This window comes from Bordetella tumbae, assembly GCF_965139195.1.
Classification (GTDB): domain Bacteria; phylum Pseudomonadota; class Gammaproteobacteria; order Burkholderiales; family Burkholderiaceae_B; genus Bordetella_A; species Bordetella_A tumbae.
Genome location: NZ_CBCSJH010000015.1, coordinates 14,672 through 35,723 on the forward strand (window position 1 = coordinate 14,672; position 21,052 = coordinate 35,723).

At 60.4% G+C, this 21,052-nt stretch carries 19 protein-coding genes and 1 tRNA gene; 11 read left to right on the forward strand and 9 right to left on the reverse strand.

Going from position 1 to position 21,052, the window contains the following annotated elements:
• The first annotated feature begins 44 nt into the window (after window positions 1-44).
• On the forward strand, window positions 45-2,153 hold the full coding sequence (locus ACNA0J_RS16435) for a TonB-dependent siderophore receptor (RefSeq protein ID WP_415819944.1): 2,109 nt from the start codon (window positions 45-47) through the stop codon (window positions 2,151-2,153).
• 9 nt (window positions 2,154-2,162) lie between these two features.
• On the opposite strand, the gene ACNA0J_RS16440 is transcribed toward ACNA0J_RS16435, so the two are convergent.
• On the reverse strand, window positions 2,163-2,453 hold the full coding sequence (locus ACNA0J_RS16440; RefSeq protein ID WP_415819945.1) for a DUF3579 domain-containing protein: 291 nt from the start codon (window positions 2,451-2,453) through the stop codon (window positions 2,163-2,165).
• Between the two features lie 111 nt (window positions 2,454-2,564).
• Between ACNA0J_RS16440 and argF the strand changes: the two genes are divergently transcribed.
• The gene (gene argF, locus ACNA0J_RS16445) at window positions 2,565-3,506 is read left to right on the forward strand and encodes an ornithine carbamoyltransferase (protein ID WP_415819946.1); all 942 of its coding nucleotides are present in this window, start codon (window positions 2,565-2,567) and stop codon (window positions 3,504-3,506) included.
• 533 nt (window positions 3,507-4,039) lie between these two features.
• The gene (gene argG / locus ACNA0J_RS16450) at window positions 4,040-5,377 is read left to right on the forward strand and encodes an argininosuccinate synthase (RefSeq protein WP_415819947.1); all 1,338 of its coding nucleotides are present in this window, start codon (window positions 4,040-4,042) and stop codon (window positions 5,375-5,377) included.
• A gap of 328 nt (window positions 5,378-5,705) precedes the next feature.
• Here the strand turns inward: argG and ACNA0J_RS16455 are convergent, their stop codons facing one another.
• From ACNA0J_RS16455 to ACNA0J_RS16485, 7 genes are all read right to left on the reverse strand, one after another.
• Window positions 5,706-7,610 carry a potassium transporter Kup gene (locus tag ACNA0J_RS16455; RefSeq protein ID WP_415819948.1) on the reverse strand — a complete coding sequence of 635 codons (1,905 nt, stop codon included), beginning with the start codon at window positions 7,608-7,610 and terminating at the stop codon, window positions 5,706-5,708.
• A gap of 17 nt (window positions 7,611-7,627) precedes the next feature.
• Window positions 7,628-8,749 (reverse strand): sensor histidine kinase, encoded by a 1,122-nt coding sequence (locus ACNA0J_RS16460; protein ID WP_415819949.1) that lies wholly within the window; start codon window positions 8,747-8,749, stop codon window positions 7,628-7,630.
• 50 nt (window positions 8,750-8,799) lie between these two features.
• Complete coding sequence (locus ACNA0J_RS16465) at window positions 8,800-9,471, reverse strand: response regulator transcription factor (protein WP_415808101.1); 672 nt, start codon at window positions 9,469-9,471, stop codon at window positions 8,800-8,802.
• A gap of 315 nt (window positions 9,472-9,786) precedes the next feature.
• Window positions 9,787-10,338 carry an ExbD/TolR family protein gene (locus tag ACNA0J_RS16470; protein ID WP_415819950.1) on the reverse strand — a complete coding sequence of 184 codons (552 nt, stop codon included), beginning with the start codon at window positions 10,336-10,338 and terminating at the stop codon, window positions 9,787-9,789.
• Entirely contained in the window at window positions 10,338-11,366 is a 1,029-nt protein-coding gene (locus tag ACNA0J_RS16475) for a MotA/TolQ/ExbB proton channel family protein (protein ID WP_415819951.1), read from the reverse strand. The genes ACNA0J_RS16470 and ACNA0J_RS16475 overlap by 1 nt, the downstream gene beginning before the upstream one ends.
• A gap of 1 nt (window position 11,367) precedes the next feature.
• Complete coding sequence (locus ACNA0J_RS16480; protein WP_415819952.1) at window positions 11,368-12,201, reverse strand: energy transducer TonB; 834 nt, start codon at window positions 12,199-12,201, stop codon at window positions 11,368-11,370.
• A gap of 288 nt (window positions 12,202-12,489) precedes the next feature.
• Window positions 12,490-12,777 (reverse strand): Rdx family protein, encoded by a 288-nt coding sequence (locus ACNA0J_RS16485; RefSeq protein WP_415819953.1) that lies wholly within the window; start codon window positions 12,775-12,777, stop codon window positions 12,490-12,492.
• A 247-nt stretch (window positions 12,778-13,024) separates the two neighbouring features.
• Here ACNA0J_RS16485 and ACNA0J_RS16490 point away from each other — a divergent pair, with 247 nt between their 5' ends.
• The 7 genes from ACNA0J_RS16490 to ACNA0J_RS16520 all read left to right on the forward strand — a co-directional run bounded on the left by ACNA0J_RS16490 (window position 13,025) and on the right by ACNA0J_RS16520 (window position 19,232).
• Window positions 13,025-14,251 (forward strand): ATP-binding protein, encoded by a 1,227-nt coding sequence (locus tag ACNA0J_RS16490; protein WP_415819954.1) that lies wholly within the window; start codon window positions 13,025-13,027, stop codon window positions 14,249-14,251.
• On the forward strand, window positions 14,248-14,799 hold the full coding sequence (locus ACNA0J_RS16495) for a response regulator transcription factor (protein WP_415819955.1): 552 nt from the start codon (window positions 14,248-14,250) through the stop codon (window positions 14,797-14,799). The genes ACNA0J_RS16490 and ACNA0J_RS16495 overlap by 4 nt, the downstream gene beginning before the upstream one ends.
• Window positions 14,800-15,149: 350 nt before the next feature.
• Window positions 15,150-16,058, forward strand: a complete 909-nt coding sequence (gene cyoA / locus ACNA0J_RS16500) for a ubiquinol oxidase subunit II (RefSeq protein WP_415819956.1) — start codon at window positions 15,150-15,152, stop codon at window positions 16,056-16,058.
• Window positions 16,058-18,034 carry a cytochrome o ubiquinol oxidase subunit I gene (cyoB, locus tag ACNA0J_RS16505; RefSeq protein ID WP_415819957.1) on the forward strand — a complete coding sequence of 659 codons (1,977 nt, stop codon included), beginning with the start codon at window positions 16,058-16,060 and terminating at the stop codon, window positions 18,032-18,034. The genes cyoA and cyoB overlap by 1 nt, the downstream gene beginning before the upstream one ends.
• A gap of 3 nt (window positions 18,035-18,037) precedes the next feature.
• Entirely contained in the window at window positions 18,038-18,664 is a 627-nt protein-coding gene (gene cyoC, locus ACNA0J_RS16510) for a cytochrome o ubiquinol oxidase subunit III (RefSeq protein WP_415819958.1), read from the forward strand.
• Complete coding sequence (gene cyoD / locus ACNA0J_RS16515) at window positions 18,664-19,038, forward strand: cytochrome o ubiquinol oxidase subunit IV (protein ID WP_415819959.1); 375 nt, start codon at window positions 18,664-18,666, stop codon at window positions 19,036-19,038. Before cyoC ends, cyoD begins: the two co-directional genes overlap by 1 nt.
• A 118-nt stretch (window positions 19,039-19,156) precedes the next feature.
• Window positions 19,157-19,232: transfer RNA gene (locus ACNA0J_RS16520), tRNA-Val, on the forward strand.
• A gap of 181 nt (window positions 19,233-19,413) precedes the next feature.
• On the opposite strand, the gene ACNA0J_RS16525 is transcribed toward ACNA0J_RS16520, so the two are convergent.
• Complete coding sequence (locus tag ACNA0J_RS16525; protein WP_415819960.1) at window positions 19,414-20,322, reverse strand: alpha/beta fold hydrolase; 909 nt, start codon at window positions 20,320-20,322, stop codon at window positions 19,414-19,416.
• A gap of 89 nt (window positions 20,323-20,411) precedes the next feature.
• On the opposite strand from ACNA0J_RS16525, the gene ACNA0J_RS16530 reads away from it, so the two are divergent.
• Entirely contained in the window at window positions 20,412-20,777 is a 366-nt protein-coding gene (locus ACNA0J_RS16530) for a MerR family transcriptional regulator (protein WP_415819961.1), read from the forward strand.
• Window positions 20,778-21,052 lie beyond the last annotated feature (275 nt).

Consider the following 21,052-nt stretch of genomic DNA (forward strand, 5'->3'; position numbering starts at 1 on the left):
CGATCTCGTTCGCCCTCTCACCTCGCCGCATTTCACATCACGCCATGCCCTCGCCGCTGCTGCAACGTCCCCTTGCTTGCCTGATCGCACTCGTCCCTGCCCTCGCCATAGCGCAGCCCACCACGACAAACAGTACCGATGATGACGTCGCGCAAATGCCGGCGGTACAGATAACCGGCGATGACAACCCCGATGCGTTCAATCCGGTCGCCCCACCGCAAGTCAATAAATCCTCTGTTCCGTTATCTGAAACGCCCCAATCCATCACCGTAGTGCCACGCGCCGTACTCGACAGCCAACAGGCACAGACCCTGGCCGATGCCCTGCACAATGTGCCGGGCGTGGTCAGCAATCAATTTGGCCGCCGCGGCTGGGACGATTTGATCATTCGCGGTCAAGTGGCATCGGATTCCATTTTTCTGGACGGCCTGCGTGTCTCGGACAGCAACCGCGTCGCACAAGAATTGTTCGGCGTAGAGCAAGTGGAAGTCCTCAAAGGACCCGCGTCACTGCTGTATGGCCTGGTATTGCCGGGCGGACTGGTGAACATGGTGAGCAAACGTCCACAAGCCGAGGTCTTTGCCCGCGCCGATGTCACGGTGGCCAGCCATGATTTCTATCAGGGCACACTGGACATGGGTACGCCGCTTTCCGACAGCGGCAAGGCGGCGTTTCGCCTGAACGCACTGGCCATGAACTCACACGACGCGACCGACTACGTGTGGTTCAAGAATCGCTGGATCGCCCCCTCGTTATCACTCGACCTGGGCGCCGCCACCGACTTTACGATTTTGGCCAGCTACCAAGAACGCCGCTACATCCGCCAGCAGGGTTTGCCGCTGGCGGGCTCGGTATTGCCCAATCCATTGGGCAGCATTGCTCGCAACCGATTCATCGGCGAACCCGACCAGGACCCTTATCGGGCATTTCAGAGCCGCATCGGCTATGCCCTCACCCATCGCTTTGCCAACGGTTGGACCGTCAACCAAAACCTGCGCTGGCAACAGTTCTCGGTCACGGGGCAGTTGATCGCCAACGGCACGCTGAATGCGGACAATCGAACCCTGCGGCGCACCGCGACAGACCAGGCCTGGGATGGTGACACCTTTTCGCTCGACACCAATGCTCAGCGCCTTTTCGACACCCCGCTGGGCCGTCACACCATCACTGTCGGGGTCGACTATCTACGTTCGCGGGAAAACGCGCTGTCGTATACCTGCAGCGTAGGTTCGCTGGATGTTTACGACCCCGTCTACGGGAGCGCTATCTCGTGCCCCGCCAACCCCCGGACCGATACGACCTCGACATTACGCGCATTGGGCGTCTATCTGCGCGATCAGATAGCGTTCGGTGAACGCTGGCAGCTCGTGGCAGGCTTGAGGCGCGACCAGGCCGCGACCTACTCCACCAATCATTTGAATGGCGAACGCGCGGACAACCCATCTCAAGCCACGACAGGATCTGCAGCACTCATGTACGAAATGTGGCCCGGTGTGCGCCCCTATATCAGCTATGCAACCTCGTTTTTTCCCAACAGCGGGACCGACGTCGACGGTAATGTGTTCGATCCCGAAAAAGGATCACAATGGGAAATCGGCGTGAAATTCGATCTGGATGACGGGGCTACCAGCTTGACGCTGGCCGCCTTCGATTTACGCCGCCGCAGCGTCCTGCAATCCGACCCCTTCAACGACGGCTTCAGTATCGCCGTAGGTGAACAACGTACCCGGGGCGCGGAAATCGGCTTTGCGTCCGACCTGGGCAACGGCCTGAGCCTGATGGGCGGCTACGCCTATACCGCTGCCGTCATCACCGACGATGGCGGACAATCACCCTCCACTGAGGGAGACTGGCTGGACAACGTGCCACGGCACAGTTTCAACCTGACGGCGCGTTATCGCCTGCAGGACCGACTGCTAGGCTGGGAACTGAACGGCGCCGTACGCGGAGAAAGCCCCCGTCATGCCTACGGGTACGAAATTCCCGGTTACGCCGTCGCAGACGTCGGCGTCGCGTATCACGCGGCACATTGGCGGGCCGCACTGACGGTGCGAAACCTGTTCGACAAGGATTACTTCACCGGAGGCTTGCGTAACGCCGTCGCGCTGGGGGATGGCCGCACCGCCATGCTGACGCTGGGGTATCAATATTAGGCCTGGGCCTCACACCTCGCGTTCCTCGGTCTTGAGGTTATTGTCGCGGGCGAAATCCACCACGAATTTGTAAGCCAGGGGCTCCAGTTCCCGCAGCCGCAGATCCACCACCACTCCCCGCACCCCATCGATCAACATGGGTAAAACATAGGGCGAATAAGTCAAGTGGCTGCCGGCCGAGCCAGGCGGCCGGAACTGGGCCATCACGCCGGCCAGGCGCTCGGCCCAATCACTGGGACGAAAACGGGAGCCACTCTCGGTGACACCGTGAATAACGAATTGTTTGACGCGATTTGTCATGAATTTTTCACCACGGGCGGCGTGCGCTGCGTCCGGATCGGACAAACGACAAAGATGCGGCCCGCGCCGCGAATTGTATATGATTGATGTTTTGGCTTCGCCCTTTTCATCATGACACCTCCTGCGCACCAGACTGGCCCGTTGCGGCACTTCCTGCAGTTCCGGGACTTTTCCCCCAGTGAAATCGCTTATGTTCTCGACCGCGCCCGCTTGATCAAAGACAAGTTCAAGCGCTACGAGCCCCATATGCCTCTGCATGACCGTACTCTGGCCATGGTGTTCGAGAAAGCCAGCACCCGTACCCGCGTCTCGTTCGAGGCCGGGATGTACCAAATGGGCGGCTCTGTCATCAACCTGACTTCCAACGATTCGCAGCTGGGCCGCTCCGAGCCCATCGAAGACACGGCCCGCGTGATTTCTCGCATGGTCGACATTGTCATGATCCGCACGTTCGAGCAGACCCGCATCGAACGTTTTGCTTCGCACTCGCGCGTGCCCGTCATCAACGGGCTGACCAACGAATTCCACCCTTGCCAGATTCTGGCCGACATCTTTACCTACATCGAGCACCGCGGCCCTATCGCCGGCAAGACCGTTGCCTGGATCGGTGATGCCAACAACATGTCGTACACGTGGCTGCAGGCGGCCGAAATGTTGGGCTTTACGCTGCATGTGTCGACGCCGGCCGGCTATGAGCTCGAGTCTAACCGCATCGGCACCCCGCCGGAGGGCGTGTTGCGCCAGTTCGCCGACCCCATCGAGGCCTGCCGCGGCGCTCACCTGGTGACGACCGACGTCTGGACCAGCATGGGCTACGAGGCCGAAAATGATGCTCGCCGTGCCGCTTTTGCCGACTGGTGCGTTGACGCGGAAATGATGGCTGCCGCCGATCCCCAGGCCGTGTTCATGCACTGCCTGCCCGCTCACCGGGGCGAAGAAGTCACCGGTGAAGTCATCGACGGGCCGCAAAGCGTTGTCTGGGATGAGGCGGAAAACCGCCTGCATGTGCAGAAAGCGCTGATGGAATTCCTGCTGCTGGGAAAAATTGACTGAAAGTGAGCTCGGGTGCGAGGCTCGGTTGAGTTCTTGTGCTTGGGCGTGTGGCTTTGACGTCTTGGGGCGGCGGGAAAAGCGAGTTCTTGAGCCGTTTGCCGCAGCCGGGGCGCCGTGGCGGACAGGCCTGGTCGGCTGACTCATCCCCTCAACGGGGACTCGGCCTACGTCCGTGAACCATCGGCGGGCCGGGGGCCAAACTCGCTCCGCTGCGCTCCACTCAAACATGGCCCCCGGACTGCCCCCGCCGATGGTTCACGGACTCGGCAGCCTCCGACAGGCCTGCCCGCCACTGCGCCCCGGCTGCGGCAAACTCACAGCTAGGAACGGCTGCTTTTGCTGCTCTCTAGGGAGTTGGAAGGTGGATGCTTAAACCAGAAGCGCCGCGCCCAGTGGTAGGTTACGACCACTCACAGTAAACGCGTTAAAATGGAAGATTCCGCATACGCGCCGCTTGGCTTTGCCTTGCTCAACGCGTCTGGCGGTTCTTCTTTCGTTTCATTCGTCGTCGTCCCGTAGGCGATTTACACACCATGACCACTATTCTTCCCAATCTGCCCATCGGCCAGAAAGTCGGCATCGCCTTTTCGGGCGGCCTGGATACCAGCGCGGCCCTGCTGTGGATGCGCAATAACGGCGTCGTCCCCTACGCGTACACCGCCAACCTGGGCCAACCCGACGAATCCGACTACGACGAAATTCCGCGCAAAGCCCTGGCCTACGGCGCTGAAAGCGCCCGCCTGATCGACTGCCGGCCGCAGCTGGTTGCCGAGGGCATCGCTGCCCTGCAATCGGGCGCGTTCCATATTTCTACTGGCGGCATCACTTATTTCAACACCACGCCCATTGGCCGCGCCGTCACCGGCACCATGCTCGTGGCCGCCATGAAGGAAGACAACGTCAACATCTGGGGCGATGGCAGCACGTTCAAAGGCAACGACATCGAGCGTTTCTACCGCTACGGTCTGTTGACCAACCCGGACCTGAAAATCTACAAACCCTGGCTCGATCAGCGCTTTATCGACGAGCTCGGCGGCCGCTCGGAAATGTCCGAGTACATGCGTCAGGCCGGCTTCGACTACAAGATGTCCGCGGAAAAAGCCTACTCGACCGACTCCAACCTGCTGGGCGCTACGCACGAGGCCAAAGACCTCGAGCACCTGAACTCCGGCATCCGCATCGTCAAGCCCATTATGGGCGTGGCGTTCTGGCGCGATGACGTCGCCGTCAAAGCCGAGGAAGTCACCGTCCGTTTCGAAGAAGGCCAGCCCGTTGCGCTGAACGGCGTCGCGTACGACGATCCCGTCGAACTGATGCTCGAAGCCAACCGCATCGGCGGCCGTCATGGTCTGGGCATGAGCGACCAGATCGAGAACCGCATCATCGAAGCCAAGAGCCGCGGCATCTACGAAGCCCCGGGCATGGCCTTGCTCTTCATCGCTTACGAGCGCCTGGTCACCGGCATTCACAACGAAGACACCATCGAGCAATACCGCGAGAGCGGCCGCAAACTTGGCCGTCTGTTGTACCAAGGCCGCTGGTTCGATCCGCAAGCCATCATGCTGCGCGAAACGGCCCAGCGCTGGGTCGCCCGCGCCGTCACGGGTGAAGTCACCCTGGAACTGCGCCGCGGCAACGACTACTCTATCCTGAACACCGAGTCGCCGAACCTGACCTACGCGCCCGAGCGCCTGTCGATGGAAAAGGTGGAAAACGCCCCGTTCACCCCCGCGGACCGTATCGGCCAGCTGACCATGCGCAACCTCGACATCACCGACACGCGCGCCAAGCTCTTCACCTACGTGCAAACCGGCCTGCTGGCCGCCTCCGGCACGGCATTGCCCCAGTTGAAAGACAACGGCAAGAAGTAAACATCCTCCCATAAAAAAACCGCACTGATGTGCGGTTTTTTTGGCCCGGATCATTTCGATTTCGACAGTTATCAAGCCGCGACGGCCAGCCACCTCTACGAGTTTCTGCCGGTCGCCCGGAAGCCGCNCCGGGCCGTTGAGCGCGGATCCCAGTCCGCGAAGCGGACCGAGGCCCCTGGTCATGGGCCGAGTCCGCGCGATAGGCCCGGCGCGGCTTCCGGGCGACCGGCAGAAACGGCTAAAAAAACTCCGCCACCAGGCCAGCAAACACTCCCTCGTCGCCTAGAACAAAGCTCCACAACACACGTAACCACCCACGCAGCCCCGCTTAAACCTCGACCTGCATCCCCATCTCCACCACACGATTCGGCGGAATCTTGAAAAACTTCGTACTACGCGTCGCATTGCGCGCCATGAACGCAAACACCCCGCGCCGCCAGCGCCACATCGCAGGCCTTTTCGCCGCAACAACGGTTTGACGCGACAAGTAATACGACGTCCGCATAGGCTCCAGATCAATTTCCGGGTAAGCCTCGGCCACATGCCTCAAGACATCAGGCACATTGGGATCTTCTTTAAACCCATAATCCACCACAACCTGCCAGCACGAGGCACTGATCTGTTCGACCGTAAAGCGCTCGGGCGCCGACACATACGGCACATCCGCCACCGCGACCGTCAAGAACAGCACATGCTCGTGCAGCACTTTGTTGTGCTTCAAGTTGTGCAGCAACGCGGCCGGCACCAGGCCTGGGCTCATGGTCATGAAAATCGCCGTGCCTGGCACCCGCGCAGGCGGATACTCCTCGAGCTGCACCATGAATTCTTTCAACGGCTGTTGATCGCGGCGCTGCTGCTGGGCCAGCAATTGGCGGCCCCTTCGCCACGTCATCATCAAGGAAAAGACGATCGCGCCCACCAGCAAAGGCAACCAGCCGCCTTCGTGGATTTTGAAAATATTGGCGCCGAACAGCAGAATATCTACTATCAGCAACACGCCGAGCGTCGCCAACCACAACACCCGCTTGCCGCCGGTCGCACCGCGCGGCAACACCGCAAACGCCAGTACCGTTGTCACCAACATGGTGCCAGTGACCGCAAAACCATACGCCGCAGCGAGGTTTTCGGAATCCTGGAACACCAGGACCAGAATCAACACTGACACGAGCAGCAACGCATTCACCTGCGGCAAATAAATCTGGCCCTTTTCGACCGCGGACGTGTGCAAAATCTGCATCTTCGGCCAAAACCCTAACTGCACTGCCTGGCGCGTCACCGAGTACGCACCGGAAATCACGGCTTGCGCCGCCACGACCGTGGCAATGGTCGCCAAGATCACCAGGGGCACCAGCCCCCACTCCGGCGCCATCAGGAAAAAGGGATTGCGGATGGCTTGCGGGTCGCGCAGCAACAATGCGCCTTGACCGAAATAACACAGCACCAAAGCCGGCAATACCATCGAGAACCAGGCACGGCGAATCGCAGGACGGCCAAAATGGCCCATATCGGCATAAAGCGCCTCGGCCCCTGTCAGCGCCAACACCACTGCGCCCAGCAACAGGAAACTACCCAAGGGAAACTCATCGATGAAGCTCAGCGCCCACGCGGGATTCAAGGCCTGCAATATCTGAGGAGCTTGCCAGATCTGCCATCCCCCCAATAGCGCCAGCGTCGTAAACCACAACGCCATGATGGGGCCAAACAGCTTGCCCATGGCCCCGGTGCCTTTCGACTGAATCACGAACAGCAATATCAGGACCACCAGCGCCAACGGGACGATCCAGGGATCCAGCGTATGCGACACCACGCCGATACCTTCCAACGCTGACAACACCGAAATCGCCGGCGTAATCATGCTATCGCCATAAAACAGCGATGCCCCGAAAATCCCCAGCACCACCAGCAGCCACCGAGAGCGATCCGACCGCCCGCGTACAGCCAGCTCCAGCAATGCCAGTGTGCCACCCTCGCCCCGGTTATCGGCGCGCAGCACCAACATGACGTACTTGAACGAGACGACCAGCATCAACAGCCAGAACAGAATCGACAGCACACCCAGAATGTGATCAGGTTCAACATCGGCAAAGCCGACCAGACAGGCGCGCAAGGTATACAGCGGACTGGTGCCGATATCACCATAAACCACTCCCAGCGCCCCCAGCATCAGCATCGCTTTGGACGACGCAGCGTGCTCATTGCCCGATGAAATAGTGCCCTGCACAGGCGAACTCATCCGTTACTCCCAGTGAGTCAAACAGTACGATCCTGACGGGTCAATTGCGCCCCTTTGCGAGGGCCGGGAAAAGCGACAGACAAACGCGTACCGGGATATTCAGGCCGGCTGGTCAGTTTCCACCATGCGCCATGCGCATGGGCAATCTCGCGCACAATGGCCAGCCCCAATCCCGAACCGCCGGCACTGGTGCCGGGCGAACGATAAAACGCCTCGAACACGCGCTCGCGTTCCTCGCCAGGGATTCCCGGACCGTCGTCCTCGACAACCAATGTCGGCGGATTCTCACCGACCGTCAGCGTGATACGACCGCTGCCATTACCATAACGCACGGCGTTATCGATCAGATTGCCCAGCAACTCATCCAGCAACAATGGATCGCCATCAATCCAGACAGGATGATCCGGCGCCACCAGATCGATATCAAAATGCGCCGCATGAGCATGCGGTATCCATTCCGCACCGCTCACCCGCACCCATTCACACAGGTCGATGCGGACGAAACTGTCCTGCGGACGCGCGTTTGGATCCGACCGCGCCAATACCAGCAGTTGCTGCCCCAGCCGGATCATGCGATCGCTGACGGCTTTGATGCGTTCGGCACGCGCCCGCACATCGTCCGGCAGCGGACGCGCCAACATCAGCTCGGATTCCATCCGCAGCCCGCTCAACGGCGTACGAAGTTGATGCGCGGCGTGGCCGATGAATCGGCGCTGCGCAGCCAATGAAGCATCCAGACGCAACAACAGATCATTGGTGTGCGTCACCAAAGGCGCGATCTCGGCCGGCACCCCCGCAACCTCCAGCGGCTGCATATCGTCGATAGATCGCTGGCGGATTTCTTCGGATAGATGGTTGACCGAACGTAATCCGGATCGCACACCCTGCACAATCACAGCGGCGAATACCCCCACCAGCACCGCCTGGCCGAGGACCATGACCCAGAAAAAATCCTCCAGCATCCAGCCGGCCATATCGAACTTATGGCTGATGACCCAGGTTGCCAGCAAATCCAGCGCCACCAGCACCAGGATGGGCGGCAGCAGCCGTTTGACCAGATAGCGTGCCAGCGAGCCGCGCGGAAAATGCCAGCGCCCCGTCGCAGGTGCATCGGAAATAGAGGAATGTGAATCCAGCATAGTGGAAGACGCAGGTCGGGGCACGGCGTGCGCGGACCTGCGATGGGTATTCACGCTGCTTGCGTTTCCAGCATATAGCCGAAACCCCGTACCGTCTGGATACTGGCGCCCGTGCCTTCGAGGCGCTTGCGCAAACGGTAGACGTAGACTTCAACAGCGTTTTCGCTAAAGTCTGCGTCCCAGGCGGACAGAGAATTGACGATCTGGCGCTTGGTCACGACGCGTCCCGCGCGGGCCATCAGCATTTCCAATACGGAAAGCTCACGCACCGACAGGGACAAGCGCTGACCGTTGGCGCGGACCTCGCGGCCGACCGTGTCGAAACTGAGCGTACCCGCCTCGATCAACGGCTGCGCCTGACCCGAGCGGCGGCGCCCGAAAACACGTACGCGTGCGGCCAGCTCAGGCAAATCAAAGGGTTTGGTAACGTAGTCGTCCGCCCCGGCATCCAGCCCCGCCACGCGATCGTCCAGCCCATCGCGGGCCGTCACGATCAACACGGGAACCTGATTGCCGTCCTGGCGCAACTGCCGCAACACATCCAACCCGCTGCGGCCCGGCAGATTCAAGTCGAGCAATAGCAGATCGTAGGTCTGCCCGGCCAAGGCGCCCAGCACCTTGTCACCGTCCGTTAACCAATCGACCGCATAACCCTGGTCGGCCAAAAACTCCTGGAGCGCGTGGCCCAGGGTCATGTCGTCTTCGATTACAAGTACTCGCATGGCGGAATTCTAGCGCGAAGTATGGTTTAGAAGAAATTCGGCTTGAGGCGCCCGGCCGTGTCTGCCGCAGTTAAAGGGTGAGACAGGCGCTGCCAAGGCACTGGAAACCAAGCGTCGAATCCGCGACATGATATGCCAAGGCACTGGAATGCACTGCGTCAAACTTGTGACAGTTGTGCCCAGATGCCGATACGGGACGTGCGGGCTAGCTGCCTCGATGACAAAGCGCTGAAACGCAACGTGCCAGACCCAATGAGTCTGGCACGTTTTGGGCATGAACATCGCAGCGTGCGTCATGCCGAGGTCGGCAGCGGTTTACTGTGCCGCAGCGGGCGCCGGTGCCGCAGGCGCGGCAGACGGTGCGGGCGATCCGCTAGACGGCGTTCCGGCGCCAGCGGGTGCGCCGCCTGGCGCAGCACTGCCTGGTGCCGCCGCCGGCGCGCCGCTCTGGGCCGCTGGCGTGGTAATAAAGCCAATCCGCGACAATCCCGAGCGCCGCGCTGCCGCCATGACCTTGGCCAAGGTCTCATAACGCGTATTCAGGTCGGCACGAATGCGCAGTTCGGGCTGTGGCTTGGTTTGCGCTATCGTATAAAAACGGTTGGGCAGGTCATCCATCGCCACGGGCTTATCGTCCCAGAACAACGCCCCGGCGGGATCAATAGCCAGATCCACGCTCTTGGGTTCCTGGTCGATCGGTTCAGAACTGACCTGCGGCATATTGATGCGCACCGAATGCGCCATCAACGGTGCCGTGATGATGAAAATCACCAACAGCACCAGCATCACGTCGATCAGCGGCACCATGTTGATTTCCGACACCGCGTGGCTGCCCGGACCTTTGCTGTCAAAGCTGCCAAAAGCCATTATTCCGCTCCTCGGCCATTCCCGCCCTGGCCATGACGGCGCAGTGCACGCACTTTGCCATCAGACAACTCCACCTGCTGGCCCGTGCTCAGGAAGGCAAACAAATCATGCGCAAACGCGTCCAGACGCGACAGGAACACGCGGTTATTACGTACAAATGCGTTATAGGCCAACACCGCCGGGATCGCGACTGCCAGACCCAGACCGGTCATGATCAGCGCCTCGCCCACCGGGCCGGCAATACGGTTGATCGTCACCCCGTCGGCCAGGCCGATACCGACCAGCGCGTGGTACACCCCCCACACCGTGCCGAACAAGCCGACAAACGGCGCCGTCGAGCCGACCGACGCCAACACCGTCAAACCATTTTCGAGCTTGGCGGTTTCCTCGTCGATGACTTTACGCATCGTGCGCGTCACAAACTCGCCATTGGCGCCCGACTCTTCGAGCTTGGTCGCCCCGAATTTGGCGTGGTGAGCCTGCGCATGCATGGCATGGCTGGCCAAATGCGAGAACGGATCACGCGCACCATGCGTCACGATCTCGTTCTCCACCTGTTCCAACGAACTGGAATTCCAGAACTTGTTCAGGAAATCGGAAGCACGGCGGCGCATGCGCACATTGCTGACACACTTCACCAGGATCAGATACCACGTCACCAGCGACATGATGATCAGGATGGCGAACAAGGTCTTGCCGACAAAATCGCTCTGCGCGACAAAATGCAGGAAACCCATGTCCGGCACCGTGGGCAGGGGCGGCAGCGCGCCGGCGGCCTGCTGCAACGTATCGCCTGCCTGCGACAAGGCGGGACCTGCCTGATGGAGTGCATCGGCGGCTTGTTGCGCGCCAGGCACAGCAGGAGCGGCGCCGGAAGCGGCAGGCGTCACAGCACCTGCGGCGGGCGCAATGCCCGAAGCAGCCGGAGCGGCCGAGCCTGCAGCCGCCGCAGCGCCAGAGGCTGCAGGCGCCGTCGGCGTGGTGCTTGCCTGCGCCACCAAAATGGCATTATGCATAGCGTTAGACATCTCAGTTCCTTAGTACGAAATCGAACGGTAATTTGGCCTTGGCGGGATAAGGCACGCCATTGCGCATCAGGGGTTTAAAGCGTGCTTTACGCGCCGCTGCCAGGGCAGACTCATCCAAACGATCAAAGCCCGAGCTCTTATCCACCGTTGCCTTTTCCACGACACCGATGGTGTTGATCTCGACCAAAATCACGACCCGCCCTTCTTCACGAAAGCGTTTGGACATCGTCGGGTAGTTCGGCATCGGACGACGCCCCGCATACTCGACACTGGACACCAGGATCGGCTCGTCCGGCGGCGGCCCCTGGACCGGAGCCTGTGTCACCTTGGCCCCTTCGGGCGTACCCGTAGGCGGGGCCTCGGATGGCGGCGTAGGCTTGGGCGGCTTCGGTTTCTCGACCGGCTTTTCGACCTTGGGTTTAGGTTTGGGCTTGGGTTTCGGTTTGGGCTTTGGCTTGGGAGCAGGCTCCACCGGCTTTTCGATAACCGGTTCCGGCTCGGGCTCAGGTTCGACCACGGGCTCGGGCTCCGGCTCTGGTTCGGGCTCTATCTCCGGCTCCGGCTCTGGAGGCGGCGGTTCCACCTCTGGCTCTGGCGGCGGCTCTGGTTGCGGCTCAACGGTAGGTTCAGCCTTTGCAATTTCAGGCACCGGCGCTTCAATGACGCTGACCATCACCGCTTCGGGTTCCAGCAGCTCAGGCGGAGTTTCGTCGGGCATCCAGTAAATCGCCCCTACCACCGCCAAATGCACTGCCAGCACCGTGAGACCGGCGCCAATACGCAAAGCAGCGGAGGATTGTGGACCAGAAGACCAACCGTGTTGAAGACGAGGCATGAATCAGCCAAAAAACGTCGAAGTGTCGGCCGGCCACGCAACCGGCACCACGCCGGAAACGCCAAAACCGGCAAATTCCAAGTCCGACATGATATCTTAAATGCGAATGATTCGCACACGCTTCTATGCAAAAAGCCGCCGCCCTGGTCTGAGCGTTACGCCCGGCGGCACGTAAACCAAATGCAGACCGGCCATGAAGCACGGTCAACCACCCCTGCCCCGTACCGCCCGAAACCACTCTGCCCTATGGCGGGCGCTTGGCCAGTGCCCCACGAAACACCGCACACTCTACCGATCGATATGCCCTAAATCCCGCTGAGGATCGAGGCGATCGCGTACACGTTGTTTCAATATTTTGGCATCCGGGAACCCTCCGTCCACCGTGCGGTCCCAGATGAGGTCGCCATCGTAATGAATACGGAAAACGCCGCCGGTGCCAGGCACCAAGGCCACCGATCCCAGATCGGTGCTGAACGTAGACAGCAGTTCCTGCGCCATCCACCCGGCACGTAATAGCCACTGGCACTGCGTGCAATACGTGATCGTTATTTGAGGATGATTTGATTCGACAGTCATGAAACACTCCGGGCCAGACTCTACGGCAATCCCACTTGATGCCACAGCCGCCAGTATGCTTGCGCCAGCGAGTGGCCGGCAACCGTCCCTCATTGCAGCGCAGCAGTGCGCATCGAATCGCAATACAATAGGGTCTGCTTGCCTATCCCAGGGCGTCGCCCCTGCTTTGCCCCATCACTGCAGGTCCTTGCCTCTCCAGAGCCCTCGCGCCTGGCGTTCGCGCCTTCGCTTGGCCCTGACTTTTGTTATGCCTGGTAGTTCCGCCAATTCGTTCCTGCGCTCTCTATGCACATTACGATGGCTGGCCATCGCTGGTCAGGCCACGACGGTGCTCGTCGCCAGCGAGCTGCTGGACCTGGAATTACCCCTGGCCGCCCTCTGGAGCGGCATCGGCATTCTGGTGGCATTCAACCTGTATGCCACGCTGCGAGTGCTGCACAGCCGCGGTGAGATCTCCCCTGCTGTCGCCTTCGCCCACCTGCTCGTCGATATCATCGTCCTGGGCTGGATGGTGGGCTGGAGCGGCGGCATCCATAACCCCTTTGGGCTGATGTTCCTGATCCTGATCGCGCTGGCCGCCTTGGCGTTGCCGCGCAGTTGGGCTTTGGCCGCAGCGATGGCCTGCCTGATCGGCTACCTCGTTTCGGGCTTATTGGGCCAGCCGCTCGAGGGTCACCATAACCCCTATGCACTCATCGTTTCGGGCATTGCCGCCAGTTTCCTGATCTCGGCCATGGTGGTTTTGTATTTTTCCACTCGCCTGGCGGCCGATCTGCGCAGCCGGGAACGCGAGCTGGCAGCCCTGCGCGAGCGTTTTACCCGCAACGAGGGCATCGTCGCTCTAGCCACCCATGCCGCCGCCATGGCGCACGAGCTCAACACACCGTTGGCCACCATGACCCTATTGGCCGACGAAATCGCCGCCGAAGTCGACACGGACGATCTGCGCGCCGACGCCGAGCTGCTGCGCCAACTGCTGGCGCTATGCCGCGAGCGCATCCGTAATCTGGCCGTGCCCACCGAGGTCGATCTCGTGCGCGAGGTCAGCCAATGGCGTCTCGTGCGCCCTACCATCGACTTGCATCGCACGGGCGAACTGCCCGCGGCGCTACGGGTCGAACCGTCGATTTCCCACCTGATACAAGCCCTGCTCAATAACGCCGCCGATGCCGGCGAAACTGCGGGTCACTCGCGGGTCGACCTGCACCTGGAATATCGCGACGGCGCCCTCGAAGGCGAAGTGCGCGATCACGGTCACGGCTTCGATCCCGACCATTCGCTGCTGCCCGCCACCAGCCTATTCAATAGCGAAAAGCCCGGCGGACTCGGCGTCGGGCTAGCCCTGTCACATGCCACCGTCGAACAGCTCGGCGGCGACATGACGATGGCCCCCGCCGAGGGCGGCGGCACCCGTATCCGTTTTCACTTGCCTCTGACGCCACTCGCGACGCGTGGCACCGGAACTCAATTATGAATGCCCCTGATGTCGGCCTATTGATCGACGACGATGAACTCTATGTGCGCACTTTGCAGCGCAGTCTGACGCGGCACCACCTGGACACTCGCGTCGCCACCAGCATTGCCGAGGCTTTGCGCGTAGCCGAAGAAACCCTGCCTGCTTTCGCGCTGGTCGATCTGCGCCTGGGCGAAGACTCCGGCCTCACTCTGATCCGGCCACTGCGTGCCTTGCGTCCCGACATGCGCATCTTGCTGGTCACGGGCTACGCCAGCGTGGCGACTGCAGTCGAGGCCATCAAGCGCGGCGCGGACGATTACCTGCCCAAGCCTGCCACCGCTCCCATGATCCTGCGCGCCCTGGGGATGGTAAAAGCCGAGTCGGCCGCAATTGAAGCCACCATGACGCCTTTGCATCGCCTGGAATGGGAACACATCCAACAGGCATTGCACGAATGCAGCGGCAACGTCTCCGCCGCGGCCCGGCTGCTGGGCATGCATCGACGCTCCTTGCAACGCAAGCTCGCCAAAAAACCCGGCCCCGAGCGTGATCTCGTCCTAGATTGAGTCGCCAGATAACCGTCCGGCGACATTCAGCGCGTTGACAGCCGCGCGCGCCAGCGGCCTGCGCCATCTCCGATCATTTCAGCCCCCACTCATCGAATCGCGTCGGATTCGGCGCCACCCCTCAAATTCAATGCGACACATTGTCGCACCCCTGCTGCTACGCACAAATACCTTGCCCTAATGGCGTTACTGCCGTTTACAATGCCCGCGCTTTTTCCGCGATGCGACCTTTCGTCGCAGGTTTGCGCCGCAACAAACGGCTAGCATTGCGGCTTCACCGCATCTTTGCGTCCTAATCAGACGCGTTGTGCATTCTTGCCGGCTTCGGCAATTAACCCTCAAGGTTGTACGTGAAACACCCCCACTTCACCACCGTCGGGCGAACGCTCGGTATTGGTGCGCTCATGCTGCTCAGCGGCTGCACAATGGAAGTGCTGTCGCCCAAGGGAGACATCGGCGCCCAGGAAAAAACGCTGCTTCTCACCTCATTGGGACTCATGCTCCTTATCGTGGTGCCTGTCATCATAATGACGCTGTATTTCGCCTGGAAATACCGAGCGAGCAATACCAAAGCGGTGTACATGCCGCGCTGGTCGCACTCGACGCGTATCGAAGTGGTCGTATGGACCATCCCCTGCATTATCGTGGCGATCCTGGGCGTGTTGACCTACAAGTCGACGCACGCGCTGGACCCCTACAAACCCATCGAGTCCTCGGTCAAACCGATCAACATCGACGTTGTATCGCTGGATTGGAAGTGGTTGTTCATCTACCCCGACTACGACATCGCGACTGTCAACCAGATTGCGTTCCCGGTCGATACGCCTGTCAATTTCCGCATCACCTCGTCGTCGTTGATGAACTCGTTCTTCATTCCGCAATTGGGTAGCCAGATCTACTCGATGGCCGGCATGGAAACCAAGCTGCACCTCATTGCTCGCGAAGCTGGCGACTACGCCGGGATCTCGGCCAACTATAGCGGCGCCGGCTTCTCCGGCATGCGCTTCCGCGCCATCGCGACCAGCAACGAAGGATTCCAGGACTGGATCAATCAGGCCAAGGCTGCCAACAACCCGTTGACGCCCGAGTCGTACCAAACCCTGGTTCAGCCTAGCGAACGTAACCCTGTCACGCTCTACTCCAGCGCACCGACCGGCATGTTCGACAACATCATGCACAACACGATGAGCAAGATAGCTGGCCTGGACCCGGCAAGCTGCACGCCCACGTCGCAGAATTTGATTGCAGGAAATAACTGATGTTCGGCAAACTCACACTAGAGTCCATCCCTTATCACGAGCCTATCGTCATGGTGACGATGGCCGCCGTGATCCTGGGTGGCGTTGCGCTGTTGGGCGCGATTACCTATCTGGGTAAATGGAAATATCTGTGGACCGAATGGTTCACCAGCGTTGACCACAAACGCATCGGTGTCATGTACATCATCGTTGCGCTGGTCATGCTCTTGCGCGGCTTTGCCGACGCCATCATGATGCGCGGCCAGCAGGCCGTCGCCGCTGCCGACGCTGTCGGTTACCTCCCCCCTCACCACTACGACCAGATCTTCACGGCTCACGGCGTCATCATGATTTTCTTCATGGCGATGCCTTTCATCACGGGCCTGATGAACGTCGTCGTGCCGCTGCAAATCGGTGCGCGCGACGTGGCCTACCCGTTCCTGAACTCGCTGAGCTTCTGGCTGTTCTGTGTCGGTGTCGTGCTGATGATGCTGTCGCTGTTCGTGGGCGAATTCGCTGCCACGGGCTGGCTGGCTTATCCGCCGCTTTCCGGACTGGAGGGCAGCCCGGGCGTCGGGGTCGACTACTACATCTGGGCGCTCCAGATATCAGGAGTAGGCACCACGCTGAGCGGCATCAACTTCGTCGTCACCATCCTGCGTATGCGTACGCCTGGCATGACCCTGATGAAGATGCCCGTCTTCACCTGGACTGCCCTGGTTACCAACATCCTGATCGTGGCTGCCTTCCCGGTGTTGGCCGGTACGCTGGCCCTGTTGGCGGCTGACCGCTATCTGGACATGCACTTCTTCACGAACGATCTCGGCGGCAACGTCATGATGTACGTGAACCTGATCTGGATCTGGGGCCACCCCGAGGTTTACATCCTGATCCTGCCTTGCTTTGGCGCGTTCTCGGAAATCATCGCCACCTACTCGAAAAAGCCCCTGTTCGGCTACAAGTCGATGGTTTACGCCACGGCGGCCATCGGTGTGCTCTCGTTCATGGTGTGGCTGCACCACTTCTTCACCATGGGTGCCGGCGCCAACGTCAACACGTTCTTCGGTATCGCCACGATGATCATCTCGGTCCCGACCGGGGTCAAGATCTTCAACTGGCTATTCACCATGTATCGCGGCCGTGTCGAAATGACCACTCCCGTGCTCTGGACCATCGGCTTCATGGTCACCTTCGTGATCGGCGGCATGACCGGCGTGCTGATGGCCATCCCGGGCGTGTCGTTCGTGTTGCACAACAGCTTGTTCCTGATTGCTCACTTCCACAACGTGATCATCGGTGGCGTGGTGTTCGGTTGTATCGCCGCCATGACCTACTGGTTCCCCAAGGCCTTTGGCTTCAAGCTCAATGAGCGTCTGGGCAAATACTCGTTCTGGTGCTGGTTCATCGGTTTCTACCTGGCCTTTATGCCCCTGTACATCCTGGGCCTGAAGGGCATGACGCGCCGTATCAACCACTACGACGACCCGACCTGGCAGCCTTACCTGATCGTGGCCTTCATCGGCGCTTGCTTCGTCGCCGCCGGTATTGGCTTCATCCTGCTGCAGATCTTCGTCAGCATCCGCGACCGCAAGAAAAACCTGGACACCACCGGTGATCCCTGGGGCGGCCGTACGCTGGAATGGTCGATCGCTTCGCCCGCACCGTTCTACAACTTTGCCCACCTGCCCAAGGTCGACCATCTGGATCAACACTGGGAAGACAAGGAAAACGGCACGGCCTATGCCCGTCCGGCCCGCTACGAAGACATCCATATGCCGCGTAACACCGGTGCTGGCGTCGTCATTGGCTTCTTTGGCCTGGTAATGACCTTCGCCCTGGTCTGGCACATCTGGTGGCTGGCCATCGTGGGCTTCGTCGGCATGATCGGTTCGTTCATCGTGCGCGCCTATGACCGCGACGTGGACTACTACGTGCCCGCAAAAGAAGTCGAGCGCATCGACTCCGCCCATCTTGCTTCTATTCAAAAGGCCGTCTGAGTCATGACTCACGCTGCAACATCCCTCCCCCACGGGTCCGGCGCTCACGCCGGACACCATGACGAGCATCACGATGATGGCTCCAAGACCGTAGTCGGGTTCTGGATCTATCTGATGAGCGACTTGCTCATCTTCGCCGTGCTGTTCGCCACGTTCGCCGTACTGTCCAACGCCACCGCCGGCGGCCCCACCGGCAAAGAGCTGTTCGAACTGCCGTTCGTGCTGGTCGAAACCATGCTGCTGTTGATCAGCAGCTTCACCTTCGGCATGGCCATGCTGAACATGCACGCCGGCAACAAGGGCCGCGTGATCGGCTGGCTCATGGTGACGTTCCTGTTCGGCGCAGGCTTTATCGGGATGGAAATCTATGAATTCCATCATCTGATCCACATCGGCGCCGGCCCCGATCGCAGCGCCTTCCTGTCGTCGTTCTTCACGCTGGTAGGTACGCACGGCCTGCACGTCACGTTCGGCCTGATCTGGATCATCGTCATGATCGACATGGTTCGCCGCCACGGTCTGGACTCGATCAACAAACGTCGCCTGGCGTGCCTGAGCCTGTTCTGGCACTTCCTGGACATCGTCTGGATCTGCGTCTTTACCTTCATCTACCTCATGGGAGCGATCTAATGTCGCACCACACGACTTCTACTGCAGGCCATGGTCACGGTGATCACGGCCACGACAGCGCCGATCACGGCTCGCTGAAGTCCTACATCGTAGGCTTCATCCTGTCCATCATCCTGACCCTGGGCTCGTTCGGTCTGCTCATGGTCGAAGGCGTCCCGCGCGGCATGATCCTGCCCGGCATCATCGTGCTGTGCGTGGCACAGCTGCTGGTGCAATTGGTGTTCTTCCTGCACATGGGCACCTCGAAGTCCCAGCGCGACAATCTGTCGGCTTTCATCTTCGCCGTGTTCGTGATCGCGATCATCGTGGTGGGCTCGCTCTGGGTGCTGCACAACATGAACGCCAACATGATGCACCCGATGCCCGGCATGTAATGCCAGGCGTGAATGTCATGCATCCCGATCAGCGTCACACTGCATTTGCCGAACTCGTTTTGCTCCGGTATACTGCCGTCCTCGTTGAACGTGATGCACGACATCACGCAGCACTCGGGGGTGCTTAGCTCAGTTGGTAGAGCGGCGCCCTTACAAGGCGTAGGTCACAGGTTCGACCCCTGTAGCACCCACCAGTCCCCCGAATAAAGCACCCGGCCACTGGGCTGGATGTGAAAAAGGCACCGGATTATTCCAGGTGCCTTTTTTGTTGCCCGGCCGCCCGCTTCGGCATGCCACTCGGAAAATCAAGGGAAGAAGCCTCGCGATGCAATTCCTTCGATGCTCGGCATCAATGCCTCCTCGCTCTGCCTGTTGCTAACGCGACACAGCCGAACGAATGAAATCCGACAAATCGCGATTAAAGCGGTCTGGCTCTTCGAGAAACGGCGCATGTCCCGAGGCCGCATACAGCTTGCTCTGAATCCGTGGGTTGAGGCTCTTGGCCCTAGCGATGCTGGGCTTGGCCTTCACCAGCGCATCCTGGGCGCCGTAGATCAGCAGCAACGGAACGTCGGCCTTGCTCAGCCCTCCGGCTGCGTCGACCGTCATTGATTGCACGGCACGTTGCATATCCCACGATGCCAGTGCAGCGTTAGCCAGCAGGAGTGAGAACGTGGCCGCATCGGGCTGGCGATGGAAGCACAGGCGCAGGAATGCGCGTTCACCATCCAAATGGGTTTTCAAGTCCGAAGCGATCATGTCGCGATAGACCTCGGGATGCGCCACGATCTGGTCGGGCTTCAGCTCGATCACGCCATCGACATATACGGCACCGGCGATCCCGCTGTCGCCGTAGGCGGCCAGGTAGTTCGATATCACAGCACCGCCTAACGACCATCCCACGAGCACCGGTTTGTGTGCGTGCGTCGATTCGATGATCGCGGCCAAGTCATCGGCCCACCGGCGTCCGTCAGTGTAGGAATCTGCTTCGGTCGGCTTGCCTGACCGGCCGTGTCCACGCAGGTCGTAGGTAATCAATCGGTAACGCTGAAATCGAGGGTCTTGCAGTTGCTTGGTCCAGTTCAGGCGGCTGCCAAGCAGGCCATGAACGAAGATGATGGGAGCGCCCTTGGGATCACCGGCTTCCTGCACGGCCAGCACCACGCCATCAGGCGCAGTGACGGTGTAGTCCTCGGTTCCGGCAAACGCAGCTGACGAGGCTGCCAGTAACGCGAGTCCCACGATCAGTGCGCCGAGCGCACTATGAAGCTTCGACAGAGACATGAACAAATACTCCTGGGTTTCTAGGATGCGCACAGTCTCAAGCCTCACATTGATGTGAGTGTCAAGCGGAAAAGTGGTATCGTGTTTCTATGTCCAAGCCTCAAGGCCCTATGACCATTGGCGAGCTTGCCCGCAAGACAGGGGCAAGCCTGCGCTCAATCCGGCATTACGACGACAACGGACTTCTGACCTCTGTACGCGCAGAAAATGGCTATCGTTTGTTCCCCCCGACAGCCGTGACGCAAGTTCGTCAGATCCAGAGGTTGATCGCCGCAGGCTTCAGCCTGGCGGAAATCCGCGGATTTCCCGATTGCATGCGCATGATCGAAGGCGCTGCGGCGTGCCCCGAAACGACCGAAGTGCAACGCCGACGACTCGCTTCCATAGAGCGACAGATTGCGGATCTTGAGCAGCGACGTGCACGACTCCGCGGGATGCTGACGGAAGGAGGCTAGCCCGCTTGGGCTGGCTGCCGCGACGCTCCCATGTGACGCGTGGCCCACACAGCCGCAGCCCCTTTGGCCCTTTGGCGATTTTCGCTAAGGGCTGGACATGCCATTTTTTTGCCTTGGGCCGCCCCAAGGCAAAAACGCCCCCTCGGGGGCAGCAAGCCGAAGGCGCAGCGTGGGTTTTTTTGCCAGACCGCCCTGCACTGCCGACAAACACAAAAGCCCTTGAATATTCAGCGCAGTGCGCTGCCTTCAAGGGCTTTCGTGTTTTGCGGCGATCT

Bases quoted from the DNA above. Each gene is read 5' to 3' on its own strand.
- ACNA0J_RS16435 (WP_415819944.1), top strand. From the start codon at position 45: ATGCCCTCGCCGCTGCTGCAACGTCCCCTTGCTTGCCTGATCGCACTC.
- ACNA0J_RS16440 (WP_415819945.1), bottom strand. From the start codon at position 2,453: ATGACAAATCGCGTCAAACAATTCGTTATTCACGGTGTCACCGAGAGT.
- argF (WP_415819946.1), top strand. From the start codon at position 2,565: ATGACACCTCCTGCGCACCAGACTGGCCCGTTGCGGCACTTCCTGCAG.
- argG (WP_415819947.1), top strand. From the start codon at position 4,040: ATGACCACTATTCTTCCCAATCTGCCCATCGGCCAGAAAGTCGGCATC.
- ACNA0J_RS16455 (WP_415819948.1), bottom strand. From the start codon at position 7,610: ATGAGTTCGCCTGTGCAGGGCACTATTTCATCGGGCAATGAGCACGCT.
- ACNA0J_RS16460 (WP_415819949.1), bottom strand. From the start codon at position 8,749: ATGCTGGATTCACATTCCTCTATTTCCGATGCACCTGCGACGGGGCGC.
- ACNA0J_RS16465 (WP_415808101.1), bottom strand. From the start codon at position 9,471: ATGCGAGTACTTGTAATCGAAGACGACATGACCCTGGGCCACGCGCTC.
- ACNA0J_RS16470 (WP_415819950.1), bottom strand. From the start codon at position 10,338: ATGGCTTTTGGCAGCTTTGACAGCAAAGGTCCGGGCAGCCACGCGGTG.
- ACNA0J_RS16475 (WP_415819951.1), bottom strand. From the start codon at position 11,366: ATGTCTAACGCTATGCATAATGCCATTTTGGTGGCGCAGGCAAGCACC.
- ACNA0J_RS16480 (WP_415819952.1), bottom strand. From the start codon at position 12,201: ATGCCTCGTCTTCAACACGGTTGGTCTTCTGGTCCACAATCCTCCGCT.
- ACNA0J_RS16485 (WP_415819953.1), bottom strand. From the start codon at position 12,777: ATGACTGTCGAATCAAATCATCCTCAAATAACGATCACGTATTGCACG.
- ACNA0J_RS16490 (WP_415819954.1), top strand. From the start codon at position 13,025: ATGCCTGGTAGTTCCGCCAATTCGTTCCTGCGCTCTCTATGCACATTA.
- ACNA0J_RS16495 (WP_415819955.1), top strand. From the start codon at position 14,248: ATGAATGCCCCTGATGTCGGCCTATTGATCGACGACGATGAACTCTAT.
- cyoB (WP_415819957.1), top strand. From the start codon at position 16,058: ATGTTCGGCAAACTCACACTAGAGTCCATCCCTTATCACGAGCCTATC.
- cyoC (WP_415819958.1), top strand. From the start codon at position 18,038: ATGACTCACGCTGCAACATCCCTCCCCCACGGGTCCGGCGCTCACGCC.
- cyoD (WP_415819959.1), top strand. From the start codon at position 18,664: ATGTCGCACCACACGACTTCTACTGCAGGCCATGGTCACGGTGATCAC.
- ACNA0J_RS16525 (WP_415819960.1), bottom strand. From the start codon at position 20,322: ATGTCTCTGTCGAAGCTTCATAGTGCGCTCGGCGCACTGATCGTGGGA.
- ACNA0J_RS16530 (WP_415819961.1), top strand. From the start codon at position 20,412: ATGTCCAAGCCTCAAGGCCCTATGACCATTGGCGAGCTTGCCCGCAAG.